Here is a 22732-nt window from a genome sequence, read left to right as displayed (position 1 = left end):
GTGATTATCCTTGTGATTGAAAGACGAAGTTGCCAGCTGCCAGCCAGGCGCTGTCGCTCTGTGGGGTATGTACCCGTCCGCAGAGCACATTGCGGTAGTGGCGTTCCAGCGGGTTTTGTCGGCTGAGACCATGATTGCCGGTCAGCTCGAGCGCGATATTCACCGCCTGAATGGCGTTGTCGGTGATGGTGACTTTCGCCAGATTGGCCTCGATGGCGGAAAAGCGCAGCGCGGCGGCCTGCTCCAGCAGCAGCCCGGCGATCTGCCCGACTTTCTCCTGCACCCGTGGCAGACGAGAGAGCGGATGGCCGAGACCGGCGGGCACCCGCCCCGCCAGCCATCTCACCAGCCAGTCGTGAGCGGCGTGGGCAATGCTGTCATAGATCGCCGCCAGCAGCGCCGTCTGCCGGTTGGCGAACAGGCGAAACGGTTCGGCCTGGGCGGCGGGTGGCGCATCGGCCGGCCAGACATCCACCGCGTGCTCTGCCGCCACCCGAACGTGGTTAAAAATAACTTCATGGCTGCCGGTGGCCCGCATCCCGGCGTGATCCCAGCTCTTCACCACCGTGATACCCGGGCTGTCGCCAGGCACCAGCCAGGTACCCACCAGCGGCGGGTTATCATCGCTTCTGGCCCACACCGCCAGCCAACGCAGCCCTTCAATGCCGGTGGTATAAATTTTATGGCCGCTGATGTCCCAGCCCTCCGCGCGACGGGTCGCCACGGTGTCCGGCAGGCCGCCCCGCGCTGGGGAGCCCAGCTCCGGCTCGACGCGCAGGCTGTTAATGAGGCCACCGTGTTCGACAGCATCGTGAAAAACCTGCTGGCGCAGCGGCGCGTGCCAGGCGTCATTTTCCGCCAGCCGCAAATGGTGGAGATACTGCATGCAGACGATCAGCGCTGTCGCCGGCTCTCCCCAGGCGATGGCGGCGATGACCTGCTGCAGCTGGGCCAGACTAGCGCCCGCGCCGCCGCAGGATGGCGGCACGGCGAGACTTAACCAGCCCCCCGCACGCAGATGGTCGATATTACGCCAGGGAAACTCGCCGCTGGCGTCAAGGCTGGCCGCCTGCTCCGCCATCTGCTGGCGAAGCGCCGTCAGCTGCCGGGCCCAGTCGTCGCGCTCAGGATGGATCACGATGCGCGCTCCGCCACTGCACGCCGGGCGGCTTTTTCCCGGGCGATCGGCAACAGCGCCCGGCCATAGTCGGCCGCGTCGTTCAGCGGATCGAAGCCGCGGATCAGGAAGTTACGCACCCCGAGGTCGTAGTAATCGAGCAGCGCATCCGCCACCTGCTCCGGGGTGCCCACCAGCGCGGTGGAGTTATGTCCGCCGCCCACCAGCTGGGCGATGCCGGTCCACAGACGTTTGTCCACCACTCTGCCCTGCGCCGCAGTAGCCCGCAGCCGCTGGGCGCCGATGCTGTCCGGTTTGGCTTTGAACCCGCCTCCGCGCTGCGCCGCCTGCTCGGTGGCGACGTGCAGGATATGCTCGGCTTTCTCCCAGGCTTCGGCTTCGCTGTCGGCGATAATCGGCCGGAACGAGACGCTGAAGCCGATATCACGCTGGTGTTTCGCCGCTTCGGCGCGCACCCGCTGGATGGTCTCGCCGGTTTGCGCCAGCGACTCGCCCCACAGCGCGAAGACGTCGGCATGTTTGCCGGCGACGGCGATGGCCGCTTCCGACGAGCCGCCGAAGTAGATGGGAAGATGCGGCTTTTGCAGCGGGCGAATGGCGGACCAGGCCTGCTCGGCCTGATAGAAATCGTTGTGAATATCCACCGGCTGCTCGCTGGTCCACACCTGGCGCACGGTGTCGAGGAAGGCGTCGGTGCGGGCGTAGCGCTGGTCGTGGTCGAGATAATCGCCATCCCGGCGCTGCTCGGCATCGTTGCCGCCGCTGATGATATGCACCGCCAAGCGGCCCCCCAGCAGGTGCTCAAGGGTAGCGAATTTGCGCGCGGCAAGGGTTGGGGAAACAAAACCGGGACGATGGGCCAGCAGGTACTGAATTTTCTGCGTCGACAGTCCGGCCAGGGCCGTCACCAGAAAGCCGTCGGGTTGATCGGACCAGTGGCCGACCAGCAGACGATCAAACCCGGCGGCTTCATGGGTTTGCGCAAAGCGAACGATATAGTCGCGGTCAAAGATCGGCCCCACCGGGGCAATCGTTTCGGAAGAGAGGCGGTGGCCAATCATGCCGAGAAACTGAATGCTCATGAACAACTCCTTGCGTCAGGGTAATGGAGTGGCCGCGACAGCGGCGCTGGTCATTACCCTATACAGAGCGTGTTAATGAGCAAAATGCATTTTTATCATATCTTAATATGCTTAATTAGCATTAAACAAAAATGCATAGTGCTTTCAGTCGGATACGGTCAGCTGCTGCATCACTTTGCTGGCAAAAAAGGCCAGCGGCGGCTGCAGGTTCGCCAGATACTGGGCGTGGATCAGCCACAGTGAGACCGCAGGCTGAAAATCGCTGAGGCTGAGGACCGCGACCTCGTCCCGCCACGGGCTGCTGGCCAGCGCCGCCCTCGGCACCAGCCCCAGCCCCAGCCCCTGCGCCACCAGCGCTATCTGCAGCTGCGCGCCCGCGCTCTCGACGTTGAGCGTCAACCGCAATCCCTGGCTCTGCAGCTCGCGAATGAGCCCGGCGCGCAGGCCACAGCCGTCGGGGTTAAGGATCCAGCCCCGTTCGGCGCACTCCCGCAGGGATGACGCGCGCAAATTCAAACGCCGGCCGACGATCGGCACCACCTCCAGGGGACACAGCAGGCGCCCGCTGTAGCCCTCGGCGAAGCTTTGCTGGGCGGGCCCCATCGCCAGCATGCCGTCCAGCTCGCCGTTTTCCAGCCGGCGCTGCAGCTGTCCGCTCCAGCCGCAGGTGATCTGCGGCGACAGTCCGGGAAACTGCTGGCTCAGCGCCGACAGCGCCGCCGGCAGGGCAATCTCGCTGAGACTCTGCGGCACGCCGAGACGCAGGGCGCCGCGCGGCTCGCCTTCCGGATCCAACAGGCTGTAGAGTTTTTTCGTCTCACGCTTAATGCTCAGACACTGCTCGTACACCCGGTGTCCGGCGGCGGTCAGGGTCAGCGGGCGGGTCTGGCGCTCTAACAACGTGACGTTCAGCTCCTGTTCCAGACGCTGCAGGCGCCGGGTGATGGCCGACTGGGTGATCCCCAGATATTCCGCGGCCTGATTGAGGGAGGAAAACTGCACCGTGGCCAGCAAAGCGTCGATATCGTCAATGCGCATAGGATCCTTATGTGAAATTTGCATATTAATATATGCGTAAATTGCATTTAAATAATATTAACGCCTCTGTTAGCGTTTTGACCAGTCCCTCTGACAGGAACCGCACATGACTGCACCACGACTGGAAAAATTACGCCATTTCATTCATGAGGTAGACCGCCTGCACCGCGAACACCACCAGGCCGCCCCGCTGCTTGACGCCGTGGCGCAGCGGCTGGCGGCGCTGGTGCGTTACGACGACTGGCTGCCGGAAGAGTACACCCTGCCGCATCCGCACCATTACCAGCAGTATCTGCTGCATGCCGACTCCGGGGAGCGCTTCTCGGTTGTCAGCTTCGTCTGGGGACCGGGGCAAGCGACGCCGATCCATGACCACCGGGTGTGGGGGGCCATTGGGATGCTGCGCGGCGCGGAGGAAAACCAGCGCTACCAGCTGGATACCGATGGCATACCGCGCGCGCTCGGCGCCGCCACGCTTCTGGAAGCAGGCCAGGTGGAGAAAGTCTCCGCTGACGATGGCGATATTCATCGCGTCAGCAATGCGCTGGCGGATCGCGTCTCCATCAGCATTCATGTCTACGGCGGCAATATCGGCGCGGTGAAGCGCGCCGTGTATACCCCGGAAGGGCAGCAGAAACCGTTTATCTCCGGCTATTCTAACCGCCATTTACCCAATATCTGGGATTCCTCCCGCGAACATCAAGGATAACCACTATGTCCACCTACGCTTATCGCCAGGCCGCCGGGATCCGCCAGGCGCTGCTCGACCGTCGTGAACTGGCGCTGATCGACGTCCGTGAAGAGGCCGATTTCGCCACCGCTCATCCGCTGTTTGCCATCAATCTGCCGCTCAGCAAACTGGAGCTCGAGGTCCGCCGGCGGATACCGCGCTTCACCACCCCGCTCACCGTCTACGACAACGGCGAGGGTCTGGCGGAGATCGCCGTCGAACGGCTGCGGTCCTGGGGCTATCAGGATGTGGCCCTGCTGGCCGAGGGTCTCGCCGGCTGGCGCCGCAGCGGCGGCGAGCTGTTTCAGGACGTCAACTCCGCCAGTAAAGCCTTTGGCGAGCTGGTGGAAAGCGTGCGTCACACACCGTCGCTCAGCGCCCAGGAGGTTCAGGCGCTCATCGACAGCCGGCAGGAGGTGGTGATCGTCGACGCCCGGCGCTTCGATGAGTACCAGACCATGAGCATCCCCGGCAGCATCAGCGTGCCCGGCGGCGAGCTGGCCCTGCGGGTAGAGAGCCTGACGCCCTCCCCGCAGACGCCGGTTATCGTCAACTGCGCCGGACGCACCCGCAGCATCATCGGCACCCAGTCGCTGATCAACGCCGGCGTGCCAAACCCGGTCCATGCCCTACGCAATGGCACTATCGGCTGGACGCTGGCCGGCCAGACGCTGGCGCACCAGCAGCAGCGGCAATACGATCCCTCCGCCCGCGCCTCCGGCGCCCGGGCCGCTGAGGTGGCGCATCTTGCCGAACGGGCCGGGGTGGCGGTCATCGATGAGGCCACGCTGCAACGCTGGCTGCAGCAGAGCGACCGCACCACCTTCCTGTTTGATGTCCGCAGCCCCGAAGAGTACGCGGCGGGTCACTATCCCGGCAGCCTGAGCGCGCCAGGCGGCCAGCTGGTGCAGGAGACCGACCACTTCGCCAGCGTACGAGGGGCGCGCATTGTGCTGCTGGATGACGATGGCATCCGGGCAGCAATAACCGGCTCGTGGCTGGCGCAGATGGGCTGGGAGACGGCGCGGCTGAGCGCGCTGTCGACCAGCCAGTTGAGCGAACGCGGGGTGCCAGCCGCCGAGGTGCCGCCCGGCCCGCAGGCGGAGGAGATAAGCCCGGCGCAGCTGGCGCAACAGCTGGAAGAACCCGGTACGGTGGTGCTCGATTTTACCACCAGCGCCAACTTTGTCGCTCGCCATATCCCCGGCGCGTGGTGGCTAACGCGCTCGCAGCTGCGCCAGGCCCTGGAGGTGATCCCTCCCGCCCAACGTTACGTGGTGACCTGCGGCAGCAGTCTGCTGGCCCGCTACGCGGTGCCGGAGGTGGCGGCCTTGACCGGTAAACCGGTGCAGTTGCTTACCGGCGGGACGCTGGCGTGGATCGCCGCCGGTCTGCCGCTGGCGCATGGCGACAGCGGCCTCGCCGTCGAGCGCCGTGACCGCTATCGTCGTCCGTACGAAGGAACCGATAATTCCGCCGAGGCCATGCAGGCCTATCTGGAGTGGGAGTATGGCCTGGTGGATCAGCTGGCCCGCGACGGCACCCACGGTTTTCGGGTGCTCTAGCGCGAGCCCGCCTCAGGCTTCGCGCATGATCCACGAATACTGAAAGCTCTTCGGCGCCGGAAAATGGGTCCGGCGCCGGTAGGAGCCCAGCGACTGCGGGGTGCAGTAGGTACAACTCCCCAGCCATTCAACGCTCGCCGGCGCCACCCCCGCCTCTGCGAAGATCGCTTCGGCAAAGGCCCGCAGATCAAACCACAGATTATCGCTGCCGCGTGCGGCGGCTTTGAGCGGATCGCTGACCGGGCCCGAACGGGAGTGGAACAGCCGCTGGCGATGGCGGGCCACCCGGTCACCGCCGGGCTGGTCCAGCAGTTGCTGATAGAATCCGGCGGAGACTTCGTAACAGCAGGGGTGAATATGCGGCCCCACGGCGATGACCAGATCGGCCAATGCCACCCCCTGCTGGCGAAAACAGGCCAGACTGTTGTCGACAATACCGCTGACCAGCCCCTGCCAGCCGGCATGCACGCTGCAGACGTAGCGACCGTCGCGCGAGGCGATCAGCAGCGGCAGACAGTCGGCGGTCACCACCCCCACCTTTTGCCCGGCTACCGCGGTAAACACCGCGTCGGCGTGCGGGCGCGTCGGCAGCGGCTGCTGATAATGATGAACCTCATTACCATGCACCAGCTTCACCGGAGCCAGCTCGGCATAGGGAAAGGCGGCGGTTTCATGGACATCGAGAAAAGCGTGGCGGATGCCAGGGATCGCATTGAGCAAACGGGAGGTGTAAGCCATAGGGACGATAAGCGTCAGGGAATGATGTCTTACCTTAGGCCAGGGGACGCGGACAGGCAAGGCGGCGGCCCGGCATTTTTTTACCAGACCGCCGGATGCATATCAGACCATGGCCGCGCGCTGCTGGCGATGCATCAGCCAGAACACCGCCACGCCGGCCAGCACAATGCCCGGCGCCGAGGCCGCCATCACCCCGACGGTGCCGGTGCCGAGGGCCAGCATCTTGCCGGCCAGCAGCGGGCCGCTCATCGCCCCAAGACGCCCCACCGCCACGGCGGTGCCCACCCCGGTGGCGCGGATGGCCGCGGGATAAAAAAGCGGCGCCAGAGCGTAAAGCACACTTTGTCCGCCGGTGGCGAACAGCCCGGCGACAAACCCCGCCAGCAGCATGCCAGTCAGCGACGACGCGCTGCCCAGCGCCAGCAGCGACGCCAGAATGCCGCTGTAGATCAGGAGCGACATCCGCAGCGGGGTGAGCTTATCCATTAGCGCCCCCAGCAGCAGCGTGCCGCAGGCGGCGCCGATCTGCAGAGAGAACATCACCCCCGCCGCCTGGCTGGCGCGGAATCCCTGGCCCACCAGCAGCATCGGCAGCCAGTTGATCAGCATATAGACCACCAGCAGGGTGAAAAAATAACCCAGCCACAGCAGCAGCGTAGCGGCGGCCTGGCCCGGGGCAAACAGGGTGCGCAGCGGCACGCTGGCCTCCGCGCGCTGAAACGCCTGCGACTCCGGCAGCCAGCGCATCAGCAATGGGATCAGCAGCAGCGGGACCACGCCGCCAATCCAGAAAATAATCTGCCAGGCCGCGGCGAGACCGGAAAAGCCCAGCGCTGCCGCCAGCGCGGCGCCAATGGGTACGCCGCAGTACATCAGGCTTACCGCCCGGCCGCGGAAACGTGAGCCAGCGGCTTCCGAGGTTAAGGCAATCAGGTTCGGCAATGCCGCCCCGAGCCCGACGCCGGTGAGCAGGCGCGCCAGCAGCAGCGTCGGGAAGCTCCATGCCAGCGCGGTGGCCAGCGAGAACAGGCCAAACAGCAGCACCGACCCCAACAGAATGCGCTTACGCCCGTGGCGGTCCGCCAGCATGCCGCCCACCAGCGCGCCGGGCAACAGGCCGAGGATCCCGGCGCTGAAGATCCAGCCCATTTGCATTTTATCCAGCGCAAAGGCCTGCGCCATGCCGACGGCGGCGATCCCCGCCGCCTGCAGATCCAGCCCTTCCATCAGGGCCACCATAAAACAGAGCCCGATGGTGACCACCAGGCGCGAGGGGGTTGCAGTCGTTATCTTGATCATAGGGTACCTTGGCGATAGCCGAACAAACGGAGCAGGTGACTGGCGGCTGATGCTTTGTCAGCCGCACGTTCTTAGTTATTTATTGCGGTTAAGCAGATCCAGCGCGACGTCGACGATCATATCCTCCTGGCCGCCGACCATCCGCCGCTTGCCCAGCTCGACGAGAATATCCACCGCGCTGAGGCCATAGCGCTTGGCCGCCGCTTCGCTGTGGCGCAGGAAGCTGGAGTAGACTCCGGCGTAGCCCAGCGCCAGCGTTTCGCGGTCGACACGCACCGGGCGATCCTGCAGCGGCCGCACCAGCTCATCGGCCGCGTTCATCAGGGCGTAGAGATCGGTGCCATGCTGCCAGCCGAGCTTGTCGGCGGCGGCAATAAACACCTCCAGCGGCGCATTGCCCGCCCCCGCCCCCATCCCGGCCAGGCTGGCGTCAATGCGATCGCACCCCTCTTCCACCGCGACGATCGAGTTCGCCACCCCGAGGCTCAGATTATGATGGGCATGCATCCCGGTGGCGGTCTCCGGCTTCAGCACCGCCTTCAGGGCGCGGAAGCGGTCGCGAATGTCGTTCATGTTCATCGCCCCGCCGGAATCCACCACATAGATACAGGTCGCGCCATAAGATTCCATCTTCAGCGCCTGCTGCGCCAGCGCCTGCGGGGAGATCATATGGCTCATCATCAGAAAACCGACGGTGTCCATCCCCAGCTCGCGGGCAAAGGCAATATGCTGCGCCGCGACGTCCGCTTCGCTGCAGTGGGTGGCGACCCGCACCACCCGCGCCCCGGCCTGATACGCTGCTTTCAGATCGTGCAGCGTGCCGATACCCGGCAGCAGTAAGGTGGCGATTTTCGCTTGGCTCACGACATCCGCTGCCGCTTCAATCCAGGCGATGTCGCTGTGGGCGCCAAAGCCATAGTTGAAGCTGGATCCCTGCAGGCCATCGCCATGGGCCACTTCGATGGAGTCGACCCCGGCCTTATCCAGCGCGCTGGCGATCTGCTGCACCTGCGCCAGGGAATACTGGTGACGAATAGCGTGCATACCATCGCGCAGCGTCACGTCCGAGATATAAAGTTTTTTACCGTTCATGCTGTCGCTCCCGCCGCGCTGTGCATTGCCCCGGCCATTTGCTCCGCCGTCGCCAGCGCCGCCGAGGTCATAATATCGAGGTTGCCCGCGTACGCTGGCAGATAGTGCGCCGCCCCTTCCACTTCGAGGTACACCGCGGTTTTCAGGCCGGAAAAACAGCCGACGCCGGGCAGGTTGACCGGCCTGTCCTCGGGGATAACCTCAAACTGCACCTGCTGCTTCAGCCGGTAGCCTGGGACGTAAGCCTGCACTGCCGCCGCCATTTCGGCGATCGAGGCGGCAATCGCCTCCTGCGACGCCAGCTCGCTCAGGACGTAGACGGTATCGCGCATCATCAGCGGCGGCTCCGCAGGGTTCAGTACAATAATCGCTTTGCCCTTGCCCGCGCCGCCGACTTTTTCAATCGCCTGCGAGGTGGTTTCGGTGAATTCGTCAATATTGGCCCGCGTGCCCGGCCCGGCGGATTGACTGGCGATCGAGGCCACAATCTCCGCGTAATGCACCTTCGCCACTCGCGAGACCGCGGCGATCATCGGGATGGTCGCTTGCCCGCCGCAGGTCACCATATTGACGTTGCCCTGATGGAGGTTGGCCGCGAGGTTGACCACCGGTACGCAGTACGGGCCAATCGCCGCCGGCGTCAGGTCGATAACGCGGATCCCCGGCTTCGCTTCGCGCAGCGCGGCATCGTTTTTGATGTGCGCCCCGGCGCTGGTGGCGTCAAAAACAAAATCGATGTCGGCAAATTCCGCCATCTGCATCAGGCCGCCCACCCCTTCGTGAGTGGTCGCAACGCCCAGGCGCCGGGCGCGGGCCAGGCCATCCGACTGCGGGTCGATGCCGACCATCACCGCCATCTCCAGATGCTGGCCGTGGCGCAGGATTTTAATCATTAAATCGGTGCCGATATTCCCGGAGCCGATAATGGCGACTTTACGTTTACGCATCACGATCTCCTTCTCCGGCGGCAACGAAGCGTGCCGCGACTGAGCCAATACCTTCGATATGGGCGACAAAGCTGTCCCCCTCGTTAATCGTCACCATCGGGCCTAACGCCCCGGTCAGCACGATATCCCCGGCCCGCAGCGGTTCGCCGAGACTCGCCAGCTTGCGCGCCAGCCAGACTGCGGCGTTCAGCGGATGCCCCAGACACTCGCTGCCGCGGCCGCTGGAGACCAGCTCCTGGTTGCGGGTCATGTGCATGGCGCACTGCTTCAGATCCAGTCCCGCCGGGCGCTGCGCCGGGCCGCCAATGACGTACAGGCCGCAGGAGGCGTTATCGGCGACGGTGTCGACAAAGCCGATTGACCAGTCGCGAATGCGGCTGCCCACCACCTCAAGCGCCGGCAATACCCATTCGATGGCGTTATACAGTTCATCAAAAGTGGTATCGGCATGCGGCAGATCCTGCTTCAGCACCAGGGCGATCTCGGCCTCCACCTTGGGCTGCAGCACGCGGCCAAACGGCACCTCGGCGTTGTCGCCGTAGCACATGTCGGCAAACAGGGTGCCGAAGTCCGGCTGATTGACGCCCAGCTGCTGCTGCACTTTGGGATGGGTCAGGCCCACCTTGCGGCCCACCACCCGCCGGCCATGGGCCACGTGGTGCTGGACGTTCAGACGCTGGATGGCATAGGCGGCGTCGGCATTGTCGACGCCGAGAATATCGCGCAGCGGGGCGATCGCCTGGCCGCTCTGTTCCGCGTCGCGCAGCTGCCGGGCCAGCGCGTCAAGAGAAAAAGTCATCATTTACTCCTTAAGCCCGTGCGAGGAAATTGAGCACCAGCTGATTAAAACTGTCGGCATGTTCCCACTGCGCCCAGTGGCCGCAGTCGCGGTAAATATGCAGTTCCGAACCGGCGATCCCGGCGAGCAGGCGCAACCCGGCGTCCATCGGCACGAAGCGGTCATTGCGTCCCCAGACGATCAGAGTTGGCGCGCTGATTTCGCCCAGCCGCGGGCCAAAGTCAGGAAACTGCTTCGGGTTGGCTTCCAGGCTCTTGACGAAGTTGTCCAGATGGTCGCGGCGCGACAGCATATTGTTGAGACGCGCCTCGAACAGCGCCGCGGTGAGGTCGCGGGTGTCGAAGACGAAGATGCTCATCATCTTTTTGAGGTTTTCAATGGTCGGCTCGCGGTACAGGGCGTTCAGCAGCTTGATGCCCTCGGTCGGCATCGGCGTGAACAGGCTCATGCCGCCGGTCCCCCCGCCCATCAGCACCAGCTTAGCCACCCGCTCCGGCCAGCTCAGGGTGAAGGCCACCGCGCTATGGCCGCCCATCGAGTTGCCCAGCAGATGGACTTTATCGATCCCCAGCTGATCGACCACGCTTTTCAGAATGCGGGCGTTGAGATCCGAACGCGAGCCGCTGTTGACGATAGCATCGCTTTTGCCCCACCCCGGACAGTCGAGGAGCAGCACGCGATAGCCCGCCTCGACCAGCGGGTCAATATTGCGGCTGAAGTTGGCCCAGCCGGTGGCCCCCGGCCCGGAGCCGTGCAGCATGACCACGGTCTCTTTCCCGTCGCCGCAGTCATTGATATGGATACGCAGCGTGCGGCCCCCCTCGTCGACATTGAGGAATCGGCTGGTGGCGGCTTCAGTTTGCGGTTGATAGCTCATGTTAGTCTCCCGGTTAATCAAATCTCGGTGGTGGCGCTCAGCGAGCCGAATCCGGCGATCCACTCGGGGATCGGCCGGTAATAGCGGCCTTCACTGCGCCAGCGGCCAAAAGCGGATAGCGCGGCAAAAGCGGCCACCCAGGTCTTAATTTCGTGCGTCGATTTGCCGGCCATCGCCGACAGCTCGTCATTGCCGATCGCGTCCAGTTCGCTCAGCCGCCCCTGCTCCAGCAGGCTCATAAAGCGGTTGTCCCAGACCGGGTTGAGGGGATGGAGCGAGTGGGGGTCTTCGGTAAACCGTCGGGCGGCATTGATCACCCGCTGCTGGCGCCGTTCGCGTTCGTCCGGCGGCAGCTGCTTTCCGCCGCCGAGCAGGCGATCGCGCAGATGGGCGTCGGCCTTCGCCAGCTCCGGCACCGGCGGCTGGTGCGAGAGTCCGCCCGAGCCGAGGATCAGCACCCGCTTATTGAGGGTATTGAGAAAGCGGCCCATCGCCTCGCCCAGCAGCCGGGTGCGTTGAAAACCCGGCAGCGGCGCGGCGACGCCGTTAATAAACACCGGCAGCACCGGTACGCGGTCCAGGCCACCCAGCAGAAACTCCAGCGGCTGGGCGAAGCCGTGGTCCACCTGCATGTTGTACGACACCGCCAGGTCGATACCGCTGTTGATCACGGCGTGGGCGCAGGCTTCCGCCAGCTCGGTCGGCACCAGCAGGTCGCCGGCGGCGCTGGCGAAGTCGCCAATCGCGGTGGCGCCGACGCCGAGGCAGAACGGCGGCATCACGTCATAGAAAAAACCGTTGTAGTGATCGGGAGCGAAGAGCACTACCAGCTCGGGATCGAATTCAGCGATCCGCCGCCGGGCGTCGGCAATCACCCCGTTCACTTCATCAAGGACCGCCTGCTCCGGGTCCACGAATCCCACCAGCGGGGTGTGGGAGAGACAGTGCAAATAGGCATGCATATCAGGCCACCTTCTCTTCAGCGTGGGCGGTATCCCCGGTTGCGAGGGCCATTTTTTCCGCCAGAGCGGTCAGCTGCGCACCGAGGGACTGCGGGATGGCGAGAGCGGCAACAAAGCGGTCCGGTCTGACCACGGCGATGGCGGTGTTATGCTGAGCAAACCAGCTCTTCAGGCGGTTTTGCCTGTCGCCCACCCGCAGCGTGCCGGGGGCGTTATCCTGCTCGCGATGGATCTGCACCTCGGGCACCACCTGGATAAAGCGCACGCCAATCGCGCGCCAGCGGGCGATCTGCCCGGCGTCGAGCCCCCACTGCGGGTTGCAGCCCCAGCCGATAATGGCGAAATTCGCCCCGATAACCTCGTCGAGCAGCACGCTCTCGCCGCTCTCCAGCGTCACCTGCGGTTGAATAAACATTTTGCCCACCGGCGAGGTCTTGCCGGCGCCGTCGGTCAGCAGCGCCCCCTCGCGGTACTGCGGCATCGGCTTAAAGCGCATCTCGAGGAAGTAGCGTTTCACCGGCGGCAGGTAATTCAGCAGCCAGGAGAGACCGTCGCGCACGGCCCCCTGCCAGCGCTTCGGCGGCGCCAGCACGTGGCCGGCGGTGACCGACAGATCAATCATCGCTTTCGCGTGGTCGCGGCGCTCCTGCTGGTAGCTGTCGAGCAGCGCCTCTCCCGCTTTACCGTTGACCACCAGCGCCAGCTTCCACGCCAGGTTGAAGGCGTCGCGCATGCCGCTGTTATATCCCTGGCCCTGCCAGACCGGCATGATGTGCGCCGCATCGCCGGCCAGCAGCACGCGGTCGATGCGAAAGCGCTCGGCAAGGCGGGCGTTATGCGTATAGACCCGCTGGCGGATCAGCTCGACGCGATCCGGGTCCGGCAGCACTTTGCTCAGCAGGCGGCGCATATTGTGCGGTTCGCTGAGCTGAGCTTCGGTTTCGCCGGGCATCACCATAAATTCAAAGCGGCGCACGCCGTGGGGCAGCGCGGCGGAAACGTAGGGTCGCACCGGGTCGCAGCACAGGTAAACGTGCGGGGTGGCCAGCGGGTCGTTAGCGATATCGATGACGATCCACTGATTCGGCGCGGTTTTACCTTCGAAGGGGATGTTCAGCGTACGGCGAATAAAGCTGGCGCCGCCGTCGCAGGCCACCAGCCAGTCCGCGCGCACCGTCTCCCGCTCGCCGTCCGGTCCTTTAAGATTTAACGTGACACCGTCACCGGTCTGGCTAAAGGCTTCCACTTCGCGGGAGAAGAGGCAGCGGACCTGCGGGAAACGCTGCAGACCGTGATACATCACCGCATCGACCTGCGGCTGAATGAAGGCGTTGCGCCGCGACCAGCCAAACTCATCGGTCATCGGCTGGATATCGGCAAAGCAGCGGCCTTTTGGGGTGAGAAAACGCATGGCGTGCCACGGCGTGGTATGCGGCAGCACGTCATTCACCAGCCCCACCGCCTGCATCGCCCGCAGGGATTCATCGTCAATGCCGATGGCCCGCGGGTAATCGATCAGTGTGGCGAGCTTTTCCACCACCAGCACGCTGATGCCCATCTGGCCAAGGTAGTTGGCCATCATCAGACCAACCGGACCGGCGCCAACGATGGCGACCTGAGCGGTATGCTGCACGGCGGGTTGAATATCGGGTGTAGATGTTGTCATTCTCAGCGACCTCACGACTCGGAAACTGCCCGGCTGACAGGCAATTTGTTAATCATGTGTAAACGTATTTTTATAATGGGCTGAGTATAGGGCGGGGGTTTTCGGCTACAATCAAAACATCATCGAATGTGCACCAGGTGCACAACACTGTTTTTAAAGCATTTTAATGGAGGATTTATGCGTGACGATGAGTCCGCAGCGTACAAAACGGTGCGCGGATTAAGCCGGGGTTTATTGTTATTAAAATTGTTAAATAAATTCGACGGCGGCGCGACGCCGGGCCTGCTGGCGGAGTTTAGCGGACTGCATCGCACCACCGTGCGCCGGCTGCTGGAGACGCTACAGGAGGAGGGTTTTGTCCGCCGCAGCCGCTCCGATGACAGCTTCCGGTTGACCATTAACGTCCGCCAGCTGAGCGATGGATTTCGTGACGAACATTGGATTTCTGCCCTCGCCACGCCGCTGCTCGGCGAGCTGCTGCGCGAGGTGCAGTGGCCAACGGACATCACCACCCTCGACGTCGACGCCATGGTGGTGCGCGAGACTACCCACCGCTTCAGCCGACTGTCGTTTCACCGCGCGATGGTCGGACGGCGGCTGCCGCTGCTGCTCACCGCCTCCGGACTGACGTGGCTGGCCTTTGCCCCCGACGCGGAACGCGACGCCGTCGTCAGCATGCTGGCCGCCCGTCCGGAAGCTGAGTATCAGCTGGCCCGCGAACCGGAACGGCTGGCGGCGATCCTCGCCCGCACCCGCCAGAACGGCTATGGCGAAAACTTCCGCGGCTGGCGGCAGGAGGAGAAAATCGCCTCGATCGCCGTGCCGGTCTGCAGTCAGCAGCGGGTTATCGGCTGCCTGAACCTGGTCTATATCGCCAGCGCAATGACCATTGAGCAGGCGGCGCAGAAGCATCTCCCTGCGCTGCAGAGGGTGGCGAGGCAGATAGAAGCCCGCATGGAGGATGAAGAAGTGTGGTACGAAATGCCCTGATCGTGATGAGGGTAACCGCAATCAACCATTGCGCCCGGCTTCGTTATATAATTTAATACACAACGAATTTTCACGCCATTCGGGCCACACCATGTCAAAACACCCCTTACTGCTGGGCCTGACGCTGCTCAGCGCCAGCCTGTTCACCGGCCAGGCCTTCGCCGACCGCACCGTCACCGACCAGCTGGGTCGCCAGGTCACCCTCCCCGACCACGTCACCCGCGTTGTGGTTCTGCAGCATCAGACGCTCAACCTGCTGGTACAACTGCATGCCGCCGAGGATATCGTCGGCGTCTTAAGCAGCTGGCAGAAACAGCTCGGGCCGCAGTTCGCCCGCTTTATGCCCGAGATCGGGCAACTGGCGACCCCGGGCGATCTCACCCAGGTCAATATTGAAAGCCTGTTGGCGCTGCGTCCGCAGGTGGTTTTCGTCGCCAACTATGCGCCGCCGGCGATGATCGCGCAGATCCAACAGGCCGGGATCCCAGTAGTGGCCATCTCGCTGCGCCACGATGCCGCCGGGGAAAAAAATAAAATGAACCCCACCATGGCTGACGAAGAGCAGGCCTATAACGCCGGGCTGATGGAGGGGATCCGCCTTATCGGTGAGGTGGTCGAGCGCCAGCCCGAGGCCGAGGCGCTGATTCACTACACCTTCGAGGCGCGCAAGCAAGCCAATGCGCCGGTGGCCGATATTCCCCAGAACCAGCGGGTGCGGGTGTACATGGCCAACCCCGATCTGAATACCTATGGCGCTGGCAAATACACCGGGCTGATGATGGCGCACGCCGGGGCGCTGAACGTGGCGGCCGCCAGCGTAAAAGGCGCCCGCCAGGTGTCGCTGGAGCAGGTGCTGGAGTGGAATCCACAGGTGATCTTCGTCCAGGACCGTTATCCGCAGGTGGTCAAACAGATAGAGAACGACCCGCAGTGGCAGGCGATCGATGCGGTGAAACATCACCGCGTGTGGCTGATGCCGGAGTATGCCAAAGCCTGGGGTTACCCGATGCCGGAGGCCCTGGCGCTGGGCGAGCTGTGGATGGCGAAAAAACTCTATCCCGCGCGCTACCAGAACATCGATGTGGACAGTAAAGCCAGCGATTACTATCAGCGTTTTTACCGTGTGACGTGGACGCCAGATGCCCGCTAACCATCATCCCTGGCTGGTGCAGGGTAGCCTGGCGCTGGTGACCCTGGCGATCGCGGTCGCCTCGCTCTGTTTCGGCCAGTACCCGTTAAGCCTGAGCGCCGTTGGCCACACCCTGGTCCATCTGCCGCCAGGAGAAGGGGTGATCGGGCAGATCGTCTGGTCGGTTCGCCTGCCGCGCGTGGTGATGGCCCTGCTGGCCGGGGGCGCGCTGGGGCTGTGCGGCGCCACCTTGCAGGGCGTGTTCCAGAACCCGCTGGTGGACCCGCACATCATCGGGGTGACCGCCGGCTCCGCCTTTGGCGGCACGCTGGCGATCCTGTTGGGCGTCGGCAGTCTGCTGATGATGGCCTCGACCTTTTTCTTCGGCCTCGTCGCGCTGGGGCTGATTTACGCCCTCGCCGCCCTGCAGGGGCGGGACAGCACGCTGGGGCTGATTCTGTCCGGGATCATTCTCAGCGGCTTCTTCGCCGCGCTGGTCAGCCTGATGCAGTACCTCGCCGACAGCGAAGAGACGTTACCGAACATCGTTTTCTGGCTGCTCGGCAGCTTCGCGACCGCCAGCTGGCATAAGGTACTGCTTATGTCCCTGCCCCTGGCGGTGGCTGCCGGGGCGCTGTGGAAGCTGCGCTGGCGTATCAACCTGCTGGCCCTGGAGGAACGGGATGCCCGCAGTCTTGGCGTTCCGGTGGCCGCGCTGCGTCGCGGCGTGCTGGTTTGCTGCGCGGTGCTGGTGGCAGCCCAGGTGGCGGTCAGCGGCAGCATCGCCTGGATGGGTCTGGTGGTCCCGCACCTCGCCCGTCTGCTGGTAGGGGCTGACCATCGTCGCCTGCTGCCCACCGCCTTCTGGCTCGGCGCCGCGCTGATGCTGGTGGTGGACGATCTGGCACGCACGCTGACCCAGGCGGAGATCCCGATCGGGATCATCACTGCCCTGCTCGGGGCGCCGCTGTTTACCGTGTTGCTGGTGCAATCCCGACGCCGGAGTACGACCCGATGAACAGCTCATTATCGCTGCAAGCGCTACGCTACGGCCACCGTCAGCCACTCTTCGCCCCGCTCACGCTGGCCTGCCGGCCCGGTGAGATCTGGGCGGTGCTGGGCGCCAATGGCCGGGGAAAAAGCACCCTGCTGGATACCCTGACCGGCGTGCTGCCGCCGCTGGGCGGCGAGATGCAGTGCGAGGGCGGCGTGGCCCTGGTTCCGCAGTCGTTTCGTCCCGCTTTTCGCTGGCGCGTGAGCGATGTGGTGCTGATGGGCCGGGCCCGTCATGTGGATCTCTTTGCCCAGCCGGACGAGGAGGATGCCCGGCGGGCTGAGCAGGCGCTGGCGCAGCTGGGGATTGCCGCCCTGGCCGAAGATGACTTCGGCGCCCTCTCCGGCGGCCAGCAGCAGCTGGTGCTGATTGCCCGCGCGCTGGTCAGCGCCAGCCAGAATATCCTGCTGGATGAGCCCTGCTCGGCGCTGGACCTCGGTAACCAGCAGGTGGTGCTGCAGCTGATCGGCGACCTCGCCCACCGCCAGGCGCGCACCGTCCTGTTCACCACCCATGATCCCAACCACGCCCTACAGGTGGCCAGCCATACGCTGCTTCTGCTGCCGGAGGGCCGGTGGCTGGCGGGCGAGACCGCCGACGTGCTGAGCGAAACGCATCTCCGGCAAGCGTACGGCCTGCCGGTACGCCTGATCCGCCATGCCGCCTCCGCGTTCCCTCTGCTGGCGCCGGGGTTTACGCTGCGTCGCTGAACGGCATAAAACCCGCCTGCCGGAGATACCCCTGACCAACGTCGCCGAGGATAAAGCGATACAGGGCCAGCGCGGCGGGATCGGCCCTGAGACGCGCCAGCTGGTAATCGCAGCGAATATTCCACGGCGCCGGGATGGTCAGGGTACGCAGAACGTCGCAGGTGGCCAGCGCGGGGCCATAGTGAGCATAGCCGATAAACAGATCCGCCAGATTCTGACGAATAAGCCACGCGCCGGCTATTTCTCCCGGCGGCACGCTCAGTGAGTCTCTGCCGCCGACCAACTGCTGCGCCCGCCCGGCCATCGCGTTGCCCAACCCTGGATAGCGTGCCTCAATTCGGGCGAACAGCTGCCAGGTATAATCTCCCGACGGATCGCAGCCCGGCGTGGAGGTCGCCAACCGCAGGCGGGGCGTGCTGAGCAGCGCCAGCCAGTCCAGGCCATCGTTGTCCGGCGACCGCCGGGCGGTCAGCATCAGCTGGTTGCCGGCAAATCCCTGGCATTCCTGCGCCAGACCCGCCTGCAGCAGCGCCTGCGGGTGCGCCGCGTTGGCGGAAGCAAAAACCGCGCACGGCGACCCGGCTTCGATCCGCTCGCGCAGCAGGCCGGCAGGGCCAAACTGCGCATCGACCGCCAGGCCAGTGTGCTGCCGAAAGTGCGCCACCAGCGGCAGGAAAGCGCTTCTCAGGCTTCCCGCCGCCAGCAGCGTGAGAGAGGTGTTTGCCATAGGATATCGCTATAAACCGGATAATATAGCGCTATATTACCCGGTTTGCCGTCGCGTCAGTAGCGAATTTCTGCCAGGGTCCGCAGCTGCTCGGGGGTGGCTACCGGTAGGTCAAAAAAGCGCAGATAGGCAGGGATCATTTCAAACAGCATGTCGGTCCCGCGCTGGATGTGGCACTGTCGTGCCTGAGCGGCCCTCAGCAGCGGGGTGTACTCCTGAGTCATGACGACTTCCCCCACCCAGGCGCCTGGCGCCAGACGGTCAACGTCCAGCGGCAGCGGATCGCTGGCCTTCATCCCCAGCGGGGTGGCATTGACCACCAGCTCGTGTCCGGCAGGATCGGGCTGCATCAGGGTGATATCGAGCTGCGGATAGTGCTGATGCAGCCGCCCGGCGAGGGCGTGCGCCACCTCGGGCCGGGTATCGTACAGGGTCAGGGCGCTGACCCCCGCCGCCGCGAGGGAGGCGGCGATAGCCGATCCCACCCCGCCGCTGCCAACCACCAGCGCCCGCGTCCCCTGCGGGTTAAACCCTTTACGACGCAGGCCCAGCACAAATCCCTCGCCATCGAACATGTCTCCGCTCAGGCTACCGTCAGCCTCGCGGCGGATGGCATTGCAGGCGCCAGCGATGGCCGCCGTCGGGCTCAGGCGCTGCACCAGATCGCAGGTGGCGATTTTATGCGGCATCGTCACCAGCGCGCCGATGATGTTGGTCATCGTAAACAGCGGCGGAATAAACGCGGCGTAGTCCTCCGGCCTGACCCCCATCGGCACCACCTTCACGTCCACCTGCTGGTCAACGAACCACGGGTTGTAGATCATCGGCGCCTTAAAACTGGCGGTCGGATAGCCAAGGTGCGCTATCAGCCGCGTATTCCCACTAATCACCATGCCTTGCTCCTTTGCTTACTGCGATAACTCGATACGTTTGACGTCGCCGAGGATAAACAGATAGGCCACCACGCCCAACAGCGCGGCGCCGCCGATGTAGATCAAGGCGTAGAAGAAATTGCCGAACCCGGCAACGATAAAGCCGATCACCAGCGGGGTGAGGATCCCCGCGAGGTTGGCGCAGAAGTTAAACAGGCCGCCGGTCAGACCGCCCAGCCCCTTCGGGGCGATATCGGAGATCAGCGTCCAGCCGAGGCCCACCATCCCCTGGCCAAAAAAGGCAAACGACATCACCAGGATCACCGCCAGGTCGCTCTGCAGCCAGTTGGCGGTGATGATGCAGCTGGCCATCAGCAGGCCGGTAACGATCGGCAGCTTACGACCGAGGTTGGCCGACCCGGTGGCCTTGAGCAGTTTGTCGGAGAGCCAGCCGCCAAACATCACCCCGCCGGCGGCGGCGACAAACGGCAGGATGGAGAAGAAGCCAACCTTCAGCCAGGGCATATGCCGCTCGGTGGCCAGCCAGGTGGGGAACCAGGTGAGAAAGAACACCAGCACGGTATTGCCGGCAAACTGGCCGATACTGGCGCCGATGATCTGCCGTTTGCTCAGCAGCTGGCGGACCAGCGGCCAGCTGAACGCCACCTGCTGGTCGGTCGGGGCGCTGAGGCCGCCGCCGTTTTCGATATGCTCGCGCTCCTGCTGGCTAAGGCGCGGATCTTCATGCGGTTCGCGGTAGCAGCGCCACCACACCAGGGCAAACAGAATGCCGACGGCGCCAACGCTGACGAACAGCACCCGCCAGCCGAAACCGTCCATGATCCAGAACAGCAGCGGCGCAAAGCAGGCCAGCCCGAGATACTCCCCCACGGTGTACACCGCCGTGGCCTTCGCCCGCTCCTGCTGTGGGAACCAGGCGCTGACCACCCGGCTGTTGACCGGAAAGCACGGCGCTTCGCTAATGCCCAGCCCGAAGCGGCACAGCAGCAGCGTCTTCAGCCCCACCGCCATGCCGTGGAACAGGGTAAACAGCGACCACAGGGTCAGTGACAAAAAGTAGGTCACTTTGTTGCCAAAGCGGTCGAGAAACAGTCCGCCGGGGATCTGCGCCAGAGCATAGGTCCAGGCGAAGGCGGAGAAGAGGATTCCCATGATCGCCGGGTCGATCCCCAGCTCAGCGGTGAGCTTTGGGGCGGCGATCCCCAGTACGGTGCGATCGAGATAGTTGATCATGGTGCCAATGGCCAACAGCGCAAGAATGCCGATGCGCCGCCGGGAACGGCGCACGGTAACGGCTGGCTGGGTGGCAGCCGTCGGGTTAGGGCTATATGAGCTCATAGTCGGTTCCTGTCTCGGGTACAGAGGGTGTTGTTATTGTGTTTAACGCATAATGAACCATTTGATTCAGGCTAACAATACTGCATCGCCGCCAGACGGACGGCCGCATTCGCTGCGCCATAGAGCGCATAGCCAGCCCGGCGCTCGGTTAACTCAAAGAAAAAGCGGCCGGCGGTAAAGGGCCGGGTGTAAAGATGCAGGAAATCTCCCCCCTGCGGATCGCGGTCATAGAGGAGCTGCTGGCGCTGAAGCTGCCCGACGTCCAGCTCTCCGCCAAAGCGCGCCAGCAAATCGTCATAATAATTGGCCGGGATCGGCAGCGTATGGCGGGCAACCTCGGCAAGCTGGTCGCAGGCGGCCGGCAGATCGCGGCAGGCAAAGGCGGCATGCTGCAGCCCCGCCCCCTGGTAGCAGGCAACGGAGCGGGCGATCTGCGTCGCCCGGCTCTGCGAAATATTCAGCGCCAGACGGATATCGCCCTGCGGGCTGCGCACCGCCAGGCTGCGCACCAGTCCATACGGGTCCGGCAGCGTCTGCTCATGCTCAAGGGAAAAACCAAACACCGTACGGAAGAACATCACCCAGTTATCGCGGCTGTCGGCCTCCATTCCCAGCGCCAGATGATCGATACCGAGATAATCCTCGCGCACCGTCACGCCATCACGCAGATGAAAATCGCGCTCGTAGATAGCCTCCCCGGCGTCGATGAGATAGATAAGGCTGCCGTCGGGGGCGCAGATCGCCGGGATCGGCGTTTCGTTCGGCCCGGCGTCGCCCTGCCAGGTGGCATACCCCAGCGCGCGGGCGCGGGCGACAAGCGACGCGCTGTGCTCGACCCGCAGCGCCATCGCGCAGAGCGATACCCCGTGGCGTTGATAAAAATGGTCGGCCCAGCTGTGCGGCTGATGGTTGATGACGATCCGCGCCCCGCCGTTGCGCCACAGCGTCACCTGTCTGGAGCGGTGGCTTCCCTCGTGCTGAAAACCCAGCGCCTGCAGATGTTGCCCCAGGCGCTGCGCCTCGGCGGCGCTGGCGGCAAACTCGATAAACTCCAGCCCGTGATAGACCGGCAGCGGCGGCGGTGAAAACAGATCGGCATCGCACGTCGGGAGCCGACGGCGGGTTTGCTCCTCCAGCCACAGCAGCGAACGATAACCATCTTTGGCCGTCGCGCCGTTCGGCGAGGCGCGAAAACCGTCATTGAAGATCTCCAGCGACCAGGGGCCGCGGTAGCCACAGCGGGTGATCTGCTCGGCAAACGCCTCCAGCGGCAGCTCCCCCTGTCCGGGAAAGCAGCGGAAGTGGCGGCTCCACTCCAGCAAATCCATTTTCATATACGGCGCATCGGCGAGCTGTACAAAGGTGATTTTCTCCACCGGCACCGACGGTAGCGCGTCCAGCGTGTCGCCGCGGGCCAGAATATGGAAGCTGTCGAGCACCAGGCCCAACGCCGGGCTGTCCACCCGCCGCACCCGCTCCCAGGCCTGCTGCCAGCGGTTCACATGGGTTCCCCAGGCCAGGGCCTCATAGCCGATAGCGATCCCCTCCTCTTCCGCCAGCGTGGCCAGCGCCCGCAGGTCCGCGACCTGCAATTCGCTATCCGCCGAGCAGTCCGGCTGCACATTGCTGCACAGCAGCAGCGTCTCGCAGCCCAGCTCGCGCATCAGAGCAAACTTGCGCCGAGCGCGGGCCATATTCGCCGCAAACTGCGCCCGACTGGCGCCTTCAAAATCGCGAAAGGGTTGAAAAAGCGTGATTTTTAACCCTAAATCGGCGGCAAGCTGGCGGATTTCCGCCGGCGTCCCCGTATAATAGAGCAGATCGTTCTCGAAAATTTCCACCCCCTGATACCCCGCCGCCGCAATAGCGTGCAGCTTCTCAGGCAGGGTGCCGGAAATCGAAACGGTGGCGATAGAGCGCAGCATAAGGTCCTCGGGTCAACAGCTGACGTAAGCCTT

Annotated in this window: 20 protein-coding genes and 1 pseudogene; 6 read left to right on the top strand and 15 right to left on the bottom strand. The window is 64.2% G+C overall.

What is annotated here, in order from left to right; translation table 11 throughout:
• Nucleotides 1-4: 4 nt before the first annotated feature.
• The 3 genes and pseudogenes from KB890_RS25350 to KB890_RS25340 all read right to left on the bottom strand — a co-directional run bounded on the left by KB890_RS25350 (nucleotide 5) and on the right by KB890_RS25340 (nucleotide 3258).
• The gene (locus KB890_RS25350; protein ID WP_004180331.1) at nucleotides 5-1138 is read right to left on the bottom strand and encodes an acyl-CoA dehydrogenase family protein; all 1134 of its coding nucleotides are present in this window, start codon (nucleotides 1136-1138) and stop codon (nucleotides 5-7) included.
• Nucleotides 1125-2220, bottom strand: a pseudogene (locus KB890_RS25345) (LLM class flavin-dependent oxidoreductase). Before KB890_RS25345 ends, KB890_RS25350 begins: the two are co-directional and overlap by 14 nt.
• 144 nt (nucleotides 2221-2364) lie before the next feature.
• The gene (locus KB890_RS25340) at nucleotides 2365-3258 is read right to left on the bottom strand and encodes a LysR family transcriptional regulator (protein WP_004180333.1); all 894 of its coding nucleotides are present in this window, start codon (nucleotides 3256-3258) and stop codon (nucleotides 2365-2367) included.
• Between the two features lie 106 nt (nucleotides 3259-3364).
• On the opposite strand from KB890_RS25340, the gene KB890_RS25335 reads away from it, so the two are divergent.
• Both KB890_RS25335 and KB890_RS25330 read left to right on the top strand, forming a co-directional pair.
• Nucleotides 3365-3967, top strand: coding sequence for a cysteine dioxygenase family protein (locus KB890_RS25335; RefSeq protein WP_004180335.1), 603 nt, complete (start codon nucleotides 3365-3367; stop codon nucleotides 3965-3967).
• A gap of 5 nt (nucleotides 3968-3972) precedes the next feature.
• Nucleotides 3973-5553: a rhodanese homology domain-containing protein gene (locus KB890_RS25330; RefSeq protein WP_004194024.1), complete on the top strand. Its 1581-nt coding sequence runs from the start codon at nucleotides 3973-3975 to the stop codon at nucleotides 5551-5553.
• 12 nt (nucleotides 5554-5565) lie between these two features.
• Here KB890_RS25330 and KB890_RS25325 read toward each other — a convergent pair whose 3' ends face one another.
• The 8 genes from KB890_RS25325 to KB890_RS25290 all read right to left on the bottom strand — a co-directional run bounded on the left by KB890_RS25325 (nucleotide 5566) and on the right by KB890_RS25290 (nucleotide 13933).
• Entirely contained in the window at nucleotides 5566-6291 is a 726-nt protein-coding gene (locus KB890_RS25325; protein ID WP_004175690.1) for a purine nucleoside phosphorylase YfiH/LACC1 family protein, read from the bottom strand.
• A 102-nt stretch (nucleotides 6292-6393) separates the two neighbouring features.
• Nucleotides 6394-7590, bottom strand: coding sequence for a 3-(3-hydroxy-phenyl)propionate transporter MhpT (mhpT, locus tag KB890_RS25320; RefSeq protein WP_004180339.1), 1197 nt, complete (start codon nucleotides 7588-7590; stop codon nucleotides 6394-6396).
• 75 nt (nucleotides 7591-7665) lie between these two features.
• Complete coding sequence (gene mhpE / locus KB890_RS25315; protein WP_004180340.1) at nucleotides 7666-8682, bottom strand: 4-hydroxy-2-oxovalerate aldolase; 1017 nt, start codon at nucleotides 8680-8682, stop codon at nucleotides 7666-7668.
• Nucleotides 8679-9629 carry an acetaldehyde dehydrogenase gene (mhpF, locus tag KB890_RS25310; RefSeq protein ID WP_004180342.1) on the bottom strand — a complete coding sequence of 317 codons (951 nt, stop codon included), beginning with the start codon at nucleotides 9627-9629 and terminating at the stop codon, nucleotides 8679-8681. Before mhpF ends, mhpE begins: the two co-directional genes overlap by 4 nt.
• Entirely contained in the window at nucleotides 9622-10428 is an 807-nt protein-coding gene (gene mhpD / locus KB890_RS25305; RefSeq protein ID WP_002908598.1) for a 2-keto-4-pentenoate hydratase, read from the bottom strand. Before mhpD ends, mhpF begins: the two co-directional genes overlap by 8 nt.
• Before the next feature lie 10 nt (nucleotides 10429-10438).
• Complete coding sequence (gene mhpC, locus KB890_RS25300) at nucleotides 10439-11305, bottom strand: 2-hydroxy-6-oxonona-2,4-dienedioate hydrolase (protein ID WP_004180345.1); 867 nt, start codon at nucleotides 11303-11305, stop codon at nucleotides 10439-10441.
• Nucleotides 11306-11322: 17 nt separating this feature from the next.
• Nucleotides 11323-12267: a 2,3-dihydroxyphenylpropionate/2,3-dihydroxicinnamic acid 1,2-dioxygenase gene (gene mhpB / locus KB890_RS25295; RefSeq protein WP_004180347.1), complete on the bottom strand. Its 945-nt coding sequence runs from the start codon at nucleotides 12265-12267 to the stop codon at nucleotides 11323-11325.
• Nucleotide 12268: 1 nt separating this feature from the next.
• On the bottom strand, nucleotides 12269-13933 hold the full coding sequence (locus KB890_RS25290; RefSeq protein WP_020324851.1) for a bifunctional 3-(3-hydroxy-phenyl)propionate/3-hydroxycinnamic acid hydroxylase: 1665 nt from the start codon (nucleotides 13931-13933) through the stop codon (nucleotides 12269-12271).
• Nucleotides 13934-14110: 177 nt separating this feature from the next.
• On the opposite strand from KB890_RS25290, the gene KB890_RS25285 reads away from it, so the two are divergent.
• The 4 genes from KB890_RS25285 (at nucleotide 14111) to KB890_RS25270 (ending at nucleotide 17816) form a co-directional block, all read left to right on the top strand.
• Nucleotides 14111-14923, top strand: coding sequence for a DNA-binding transcriptional regulator (locus tag KB890_RS25285; protein ID WP_009486088.1), 813 nt, complete (start codon nucleotides 14111-14113; stop codon nucleotides 14921-14923).
• 91 nt (nucleotides 14924-15014) lie between these two features.
• Nucleotides 15015-16073, top strand: coding sequence for an ABC transporter substrate-binding protein (locus KB890_RS25280; RefSeq protein WP_004180351.1), 1059 nt, complete (start codon nucleotides 15015-15017; stop codon nucleotides 16071-16073).
• Nucleotides 16063-17070, top strand: a complete 1008-nt coding sequence (locus KB890_RS25275; protein WP_004180352.1) for a FecCD family ABC transporter permease — start codon at nucleotides 16063-16065, stop codon at nucleotides 17068-17070. Before KB890_RS25280 ends, KB890_RS25275 begins: the two co-directional genes overlap by 11 nt.
• The gene (locus KB890_RS25270) at nucleotides 17067-17816 is read left to right on the top strand and encodes an ABC transporter ATP-binding protein (protein WP_004180353.1); all 750 of its coding nucleotides are present in this window, start codon (nucleotides 17067-17069) and stop codon (nucleotides 17814-17816) included. The genes KB890_RS25275 and KB890_RS25270 overlap by 4 nt, the downstream gene beginning before the upstream one ends.
• On the opposite strand, the gene KB890_RS25265 is transcribed toward KB890_RS25270, so the two are convergent.
• The 4 genes from KB890_RS25265 to KB890_RS25250 all read right to left on the bottom strand — a co-directional run bounded on the left by KB890_RS25265 (nucleotide 17800) and on the right by KB890_RS25250 (nucleotide 22699).
• Nucleotides 17800-18543, bottom strand: coding sequence for a substrate-binding domain-containing protein (locus tag KB890_RS25265; protein WP_004180354.1), 744 nt, complete (start codon nucleotides 18541-18543; stop codon nucleotides 17800-17802). The genes KB890_RS25270 and KB890_RS25265 overlap by 17 nt on opposite strands.
• 56 nt (nucleotides 18544-18599) lie before the next feature.
• Nucleotides 18600-19436: a shikimate dehydrogenase family protein gene (locus tag KB890_RS25260; RefSeq protein WP_004175664.1), complete on the bottom strand. Its 837-nt coding sequence runs from the start codon at nucleotides 19434-19436 to the stop codon at nucleotides 18600-18602.
• 15 nt (nucleotides 19437-19451) lie between these two features.
• A complete protein-coding gene (locus tag KB890_RS25255; protein ID WP_004180355.1) occupies nucleotides 19452-20774 on the bottom strand; it encodes an MFS transporter in 1323 nt (440 codons plus the stop codon).
• A gap of 71 nt (nucleotides 20775-20845) precedes the next feature.
• Nucleotides 20846-22699 carry a bifunctional sugar phosphate isomerase/epimerase/4-hydroxyphenylpyruvate dioxygenase family protein gene (locus KB890_RS25250; protein WP_004148702.1) on the bottom strand — a complete coding sequence of 618 codons (1854 nt, stop codon included), beginning with the start codon at nucleotides 22697-22699 and terminating at the stop codon, nucleotides 20846-20848.
• Nucleotides 22700-22732: the final 33 nt, after the last annotated feature.

This window comes from Klebsiella sp. P1954 (assembly GCF_018199955.1).
GTDB classification, from domain to species: Bacteria; Pseudomonadota; Gammaproteobacteria; order Enterobacterales; family Enterobacteriaceae; genus Klebsiella; species Klebsiella pneumoniae.
Note: the sequence above shows the minus strand (reverse complement) of the source record. Positions and strands in the feature narration are given on the sequence as shown.

What these genes read in the sequence shown, in the direction of transcription:
- KB890_RS25340 (WP_004180333.1), bottom strand. Translation starts at nt 3,258, where the DNA reads ATGCGCATTGACGATATCGACGCTTTGCTGGCCACGGTGCAGTTTTCC.
- KB890_RS25335 (WP_004180335.1), top strand. Translation starts at nt 3,365, where the DNA reads ATGACTGCACCACGACTGGAAAAATTACGCCATTTCATTCATGAGGTA.
- KB890_RS25330 (WP_004194024.1), top strand. Translation starts at nt 3,973, where the DNA reads ATGTCCACCTACGCTTATCGCCAGGCCGCCGGGATCCGCCAGGCGCTG.
- KB890_RS25325 (WP_004175690.1), bottom strand. Translation starts at nt 6,291, where the DNA reads ATGGCTTACACCTCCCGTTTGCTCAATGCGATCCCTGGCATCCGCCAC.
- mhpT (WP_004180339.1), bottom strand. Translation starts at nt 7,590, where the DNA reads ATGATCAAGATAACGACTGCAACCCCCTCGCGCCTGGTGGTCACCATC.
- mhpE (WP_004180340.1), bottom strand. Translation starts at nt 8,682, where the DNA reads ATGAACGGTAAAAAACTTTATATCTCGGACGTGACGCTGCGCGATGGT.
- mhpF (WP_004180342.1), bottom strand. Translation starts at nt 9,629, where the DNA reads ATGCGTAAACGTAAAGTCGCCATTATCGGCTCCGGGAATATCGGCACC.
- mhpD (WP_002908598.1), bottom strand. Translation starts at nt 10,428, where the DNA reads ATGACTTTTTCTCTTGACGCGCTGGCCCGGCAGCTGCGCGACGCGGAA.
- mhpC (WP_004180345.1), bottom strand. Translation starts at nt 11,305, where the DNA reads ATGAGCTATCAACCGCAAACTGAAGCCGCCACCAGCCGATTCCTCAAT.
- mhpB (WP_004180347.1), bottom strand. Translation starts at nt 12,267, where the DNA reads ATGCATGCCTATTTGCACTGTCTCTCCCACACCCCGCTGGTGGGATTC.
- KB890_RS25290 (WP_020324851.1), bottom strand. Translation starts at nt 13,933, where the DNA reads ATGACAACATCTACACCCGATATTCAACCCGCCGTGCAGCATACCGCT.
- KB890_RS25285 (WP_009486088.1), top strand. Translation starts at nt 14,111, where the DNA reads ATGCGTGACGATGAGTCCGCAGCGTACAAAACGGTGCGCGGATTAAGC.
- KB890_RS25280 (WP_004180351.1), top strand. Translation starts at nt 15,015, where the DNA reads ATGTCAAAACACCCCTTACTGCTGGGCCTGACGCTGCTCAGCGCCAGC.
- KB890_RS25275 (WP_004180352.1), top strand. Translation starts at nt 16,063, where the DNA reads ATGCCCGCTAACCATCATCCCTGGCTGGTGCAGGGTAGCCTGGCGCTG.
- KB890_RS25270 (WP_004180353.1), top strand. Translation starts at nt 17,067, where the DNA reads ATGAACAGCTCATTATCGCTGCAAGCGCTACGCTACGGCCACCGTCAG.
- KB890_RS25265 (WP_004180354.1), bottom strand. Translation starts at nt 18,543, where the DNA reads ATGGCAAACACCTCTCTCACGCTGCTGGCGGCGGGAAGCCTGAGAAGC.
- KB890_RS25260 (WP_004175664.1), bottom strand. Translation starts at nt 19,436, where the DNA reads ATGGTGATTAGTGGGAATACGCGGCTGATAGCGCACCTTGGCTATCCG.
- KB890_RS25255 (WP_004180355.1), bottom strand. Translation starts at nt 20,774, where the DNA reads ATGAGCTCATATAGCCCTAACCCGACGGCTGCCACCCAGCCAGCCGTT.
- KB890_RS25250 (WP_004148702.1), bottom strand. Translation starts at nt 22,699, where the DNA reads ATGCTGCGCTCTATCGCCACCGTTTCGATTTCCGGCACCCTGCCTGAG.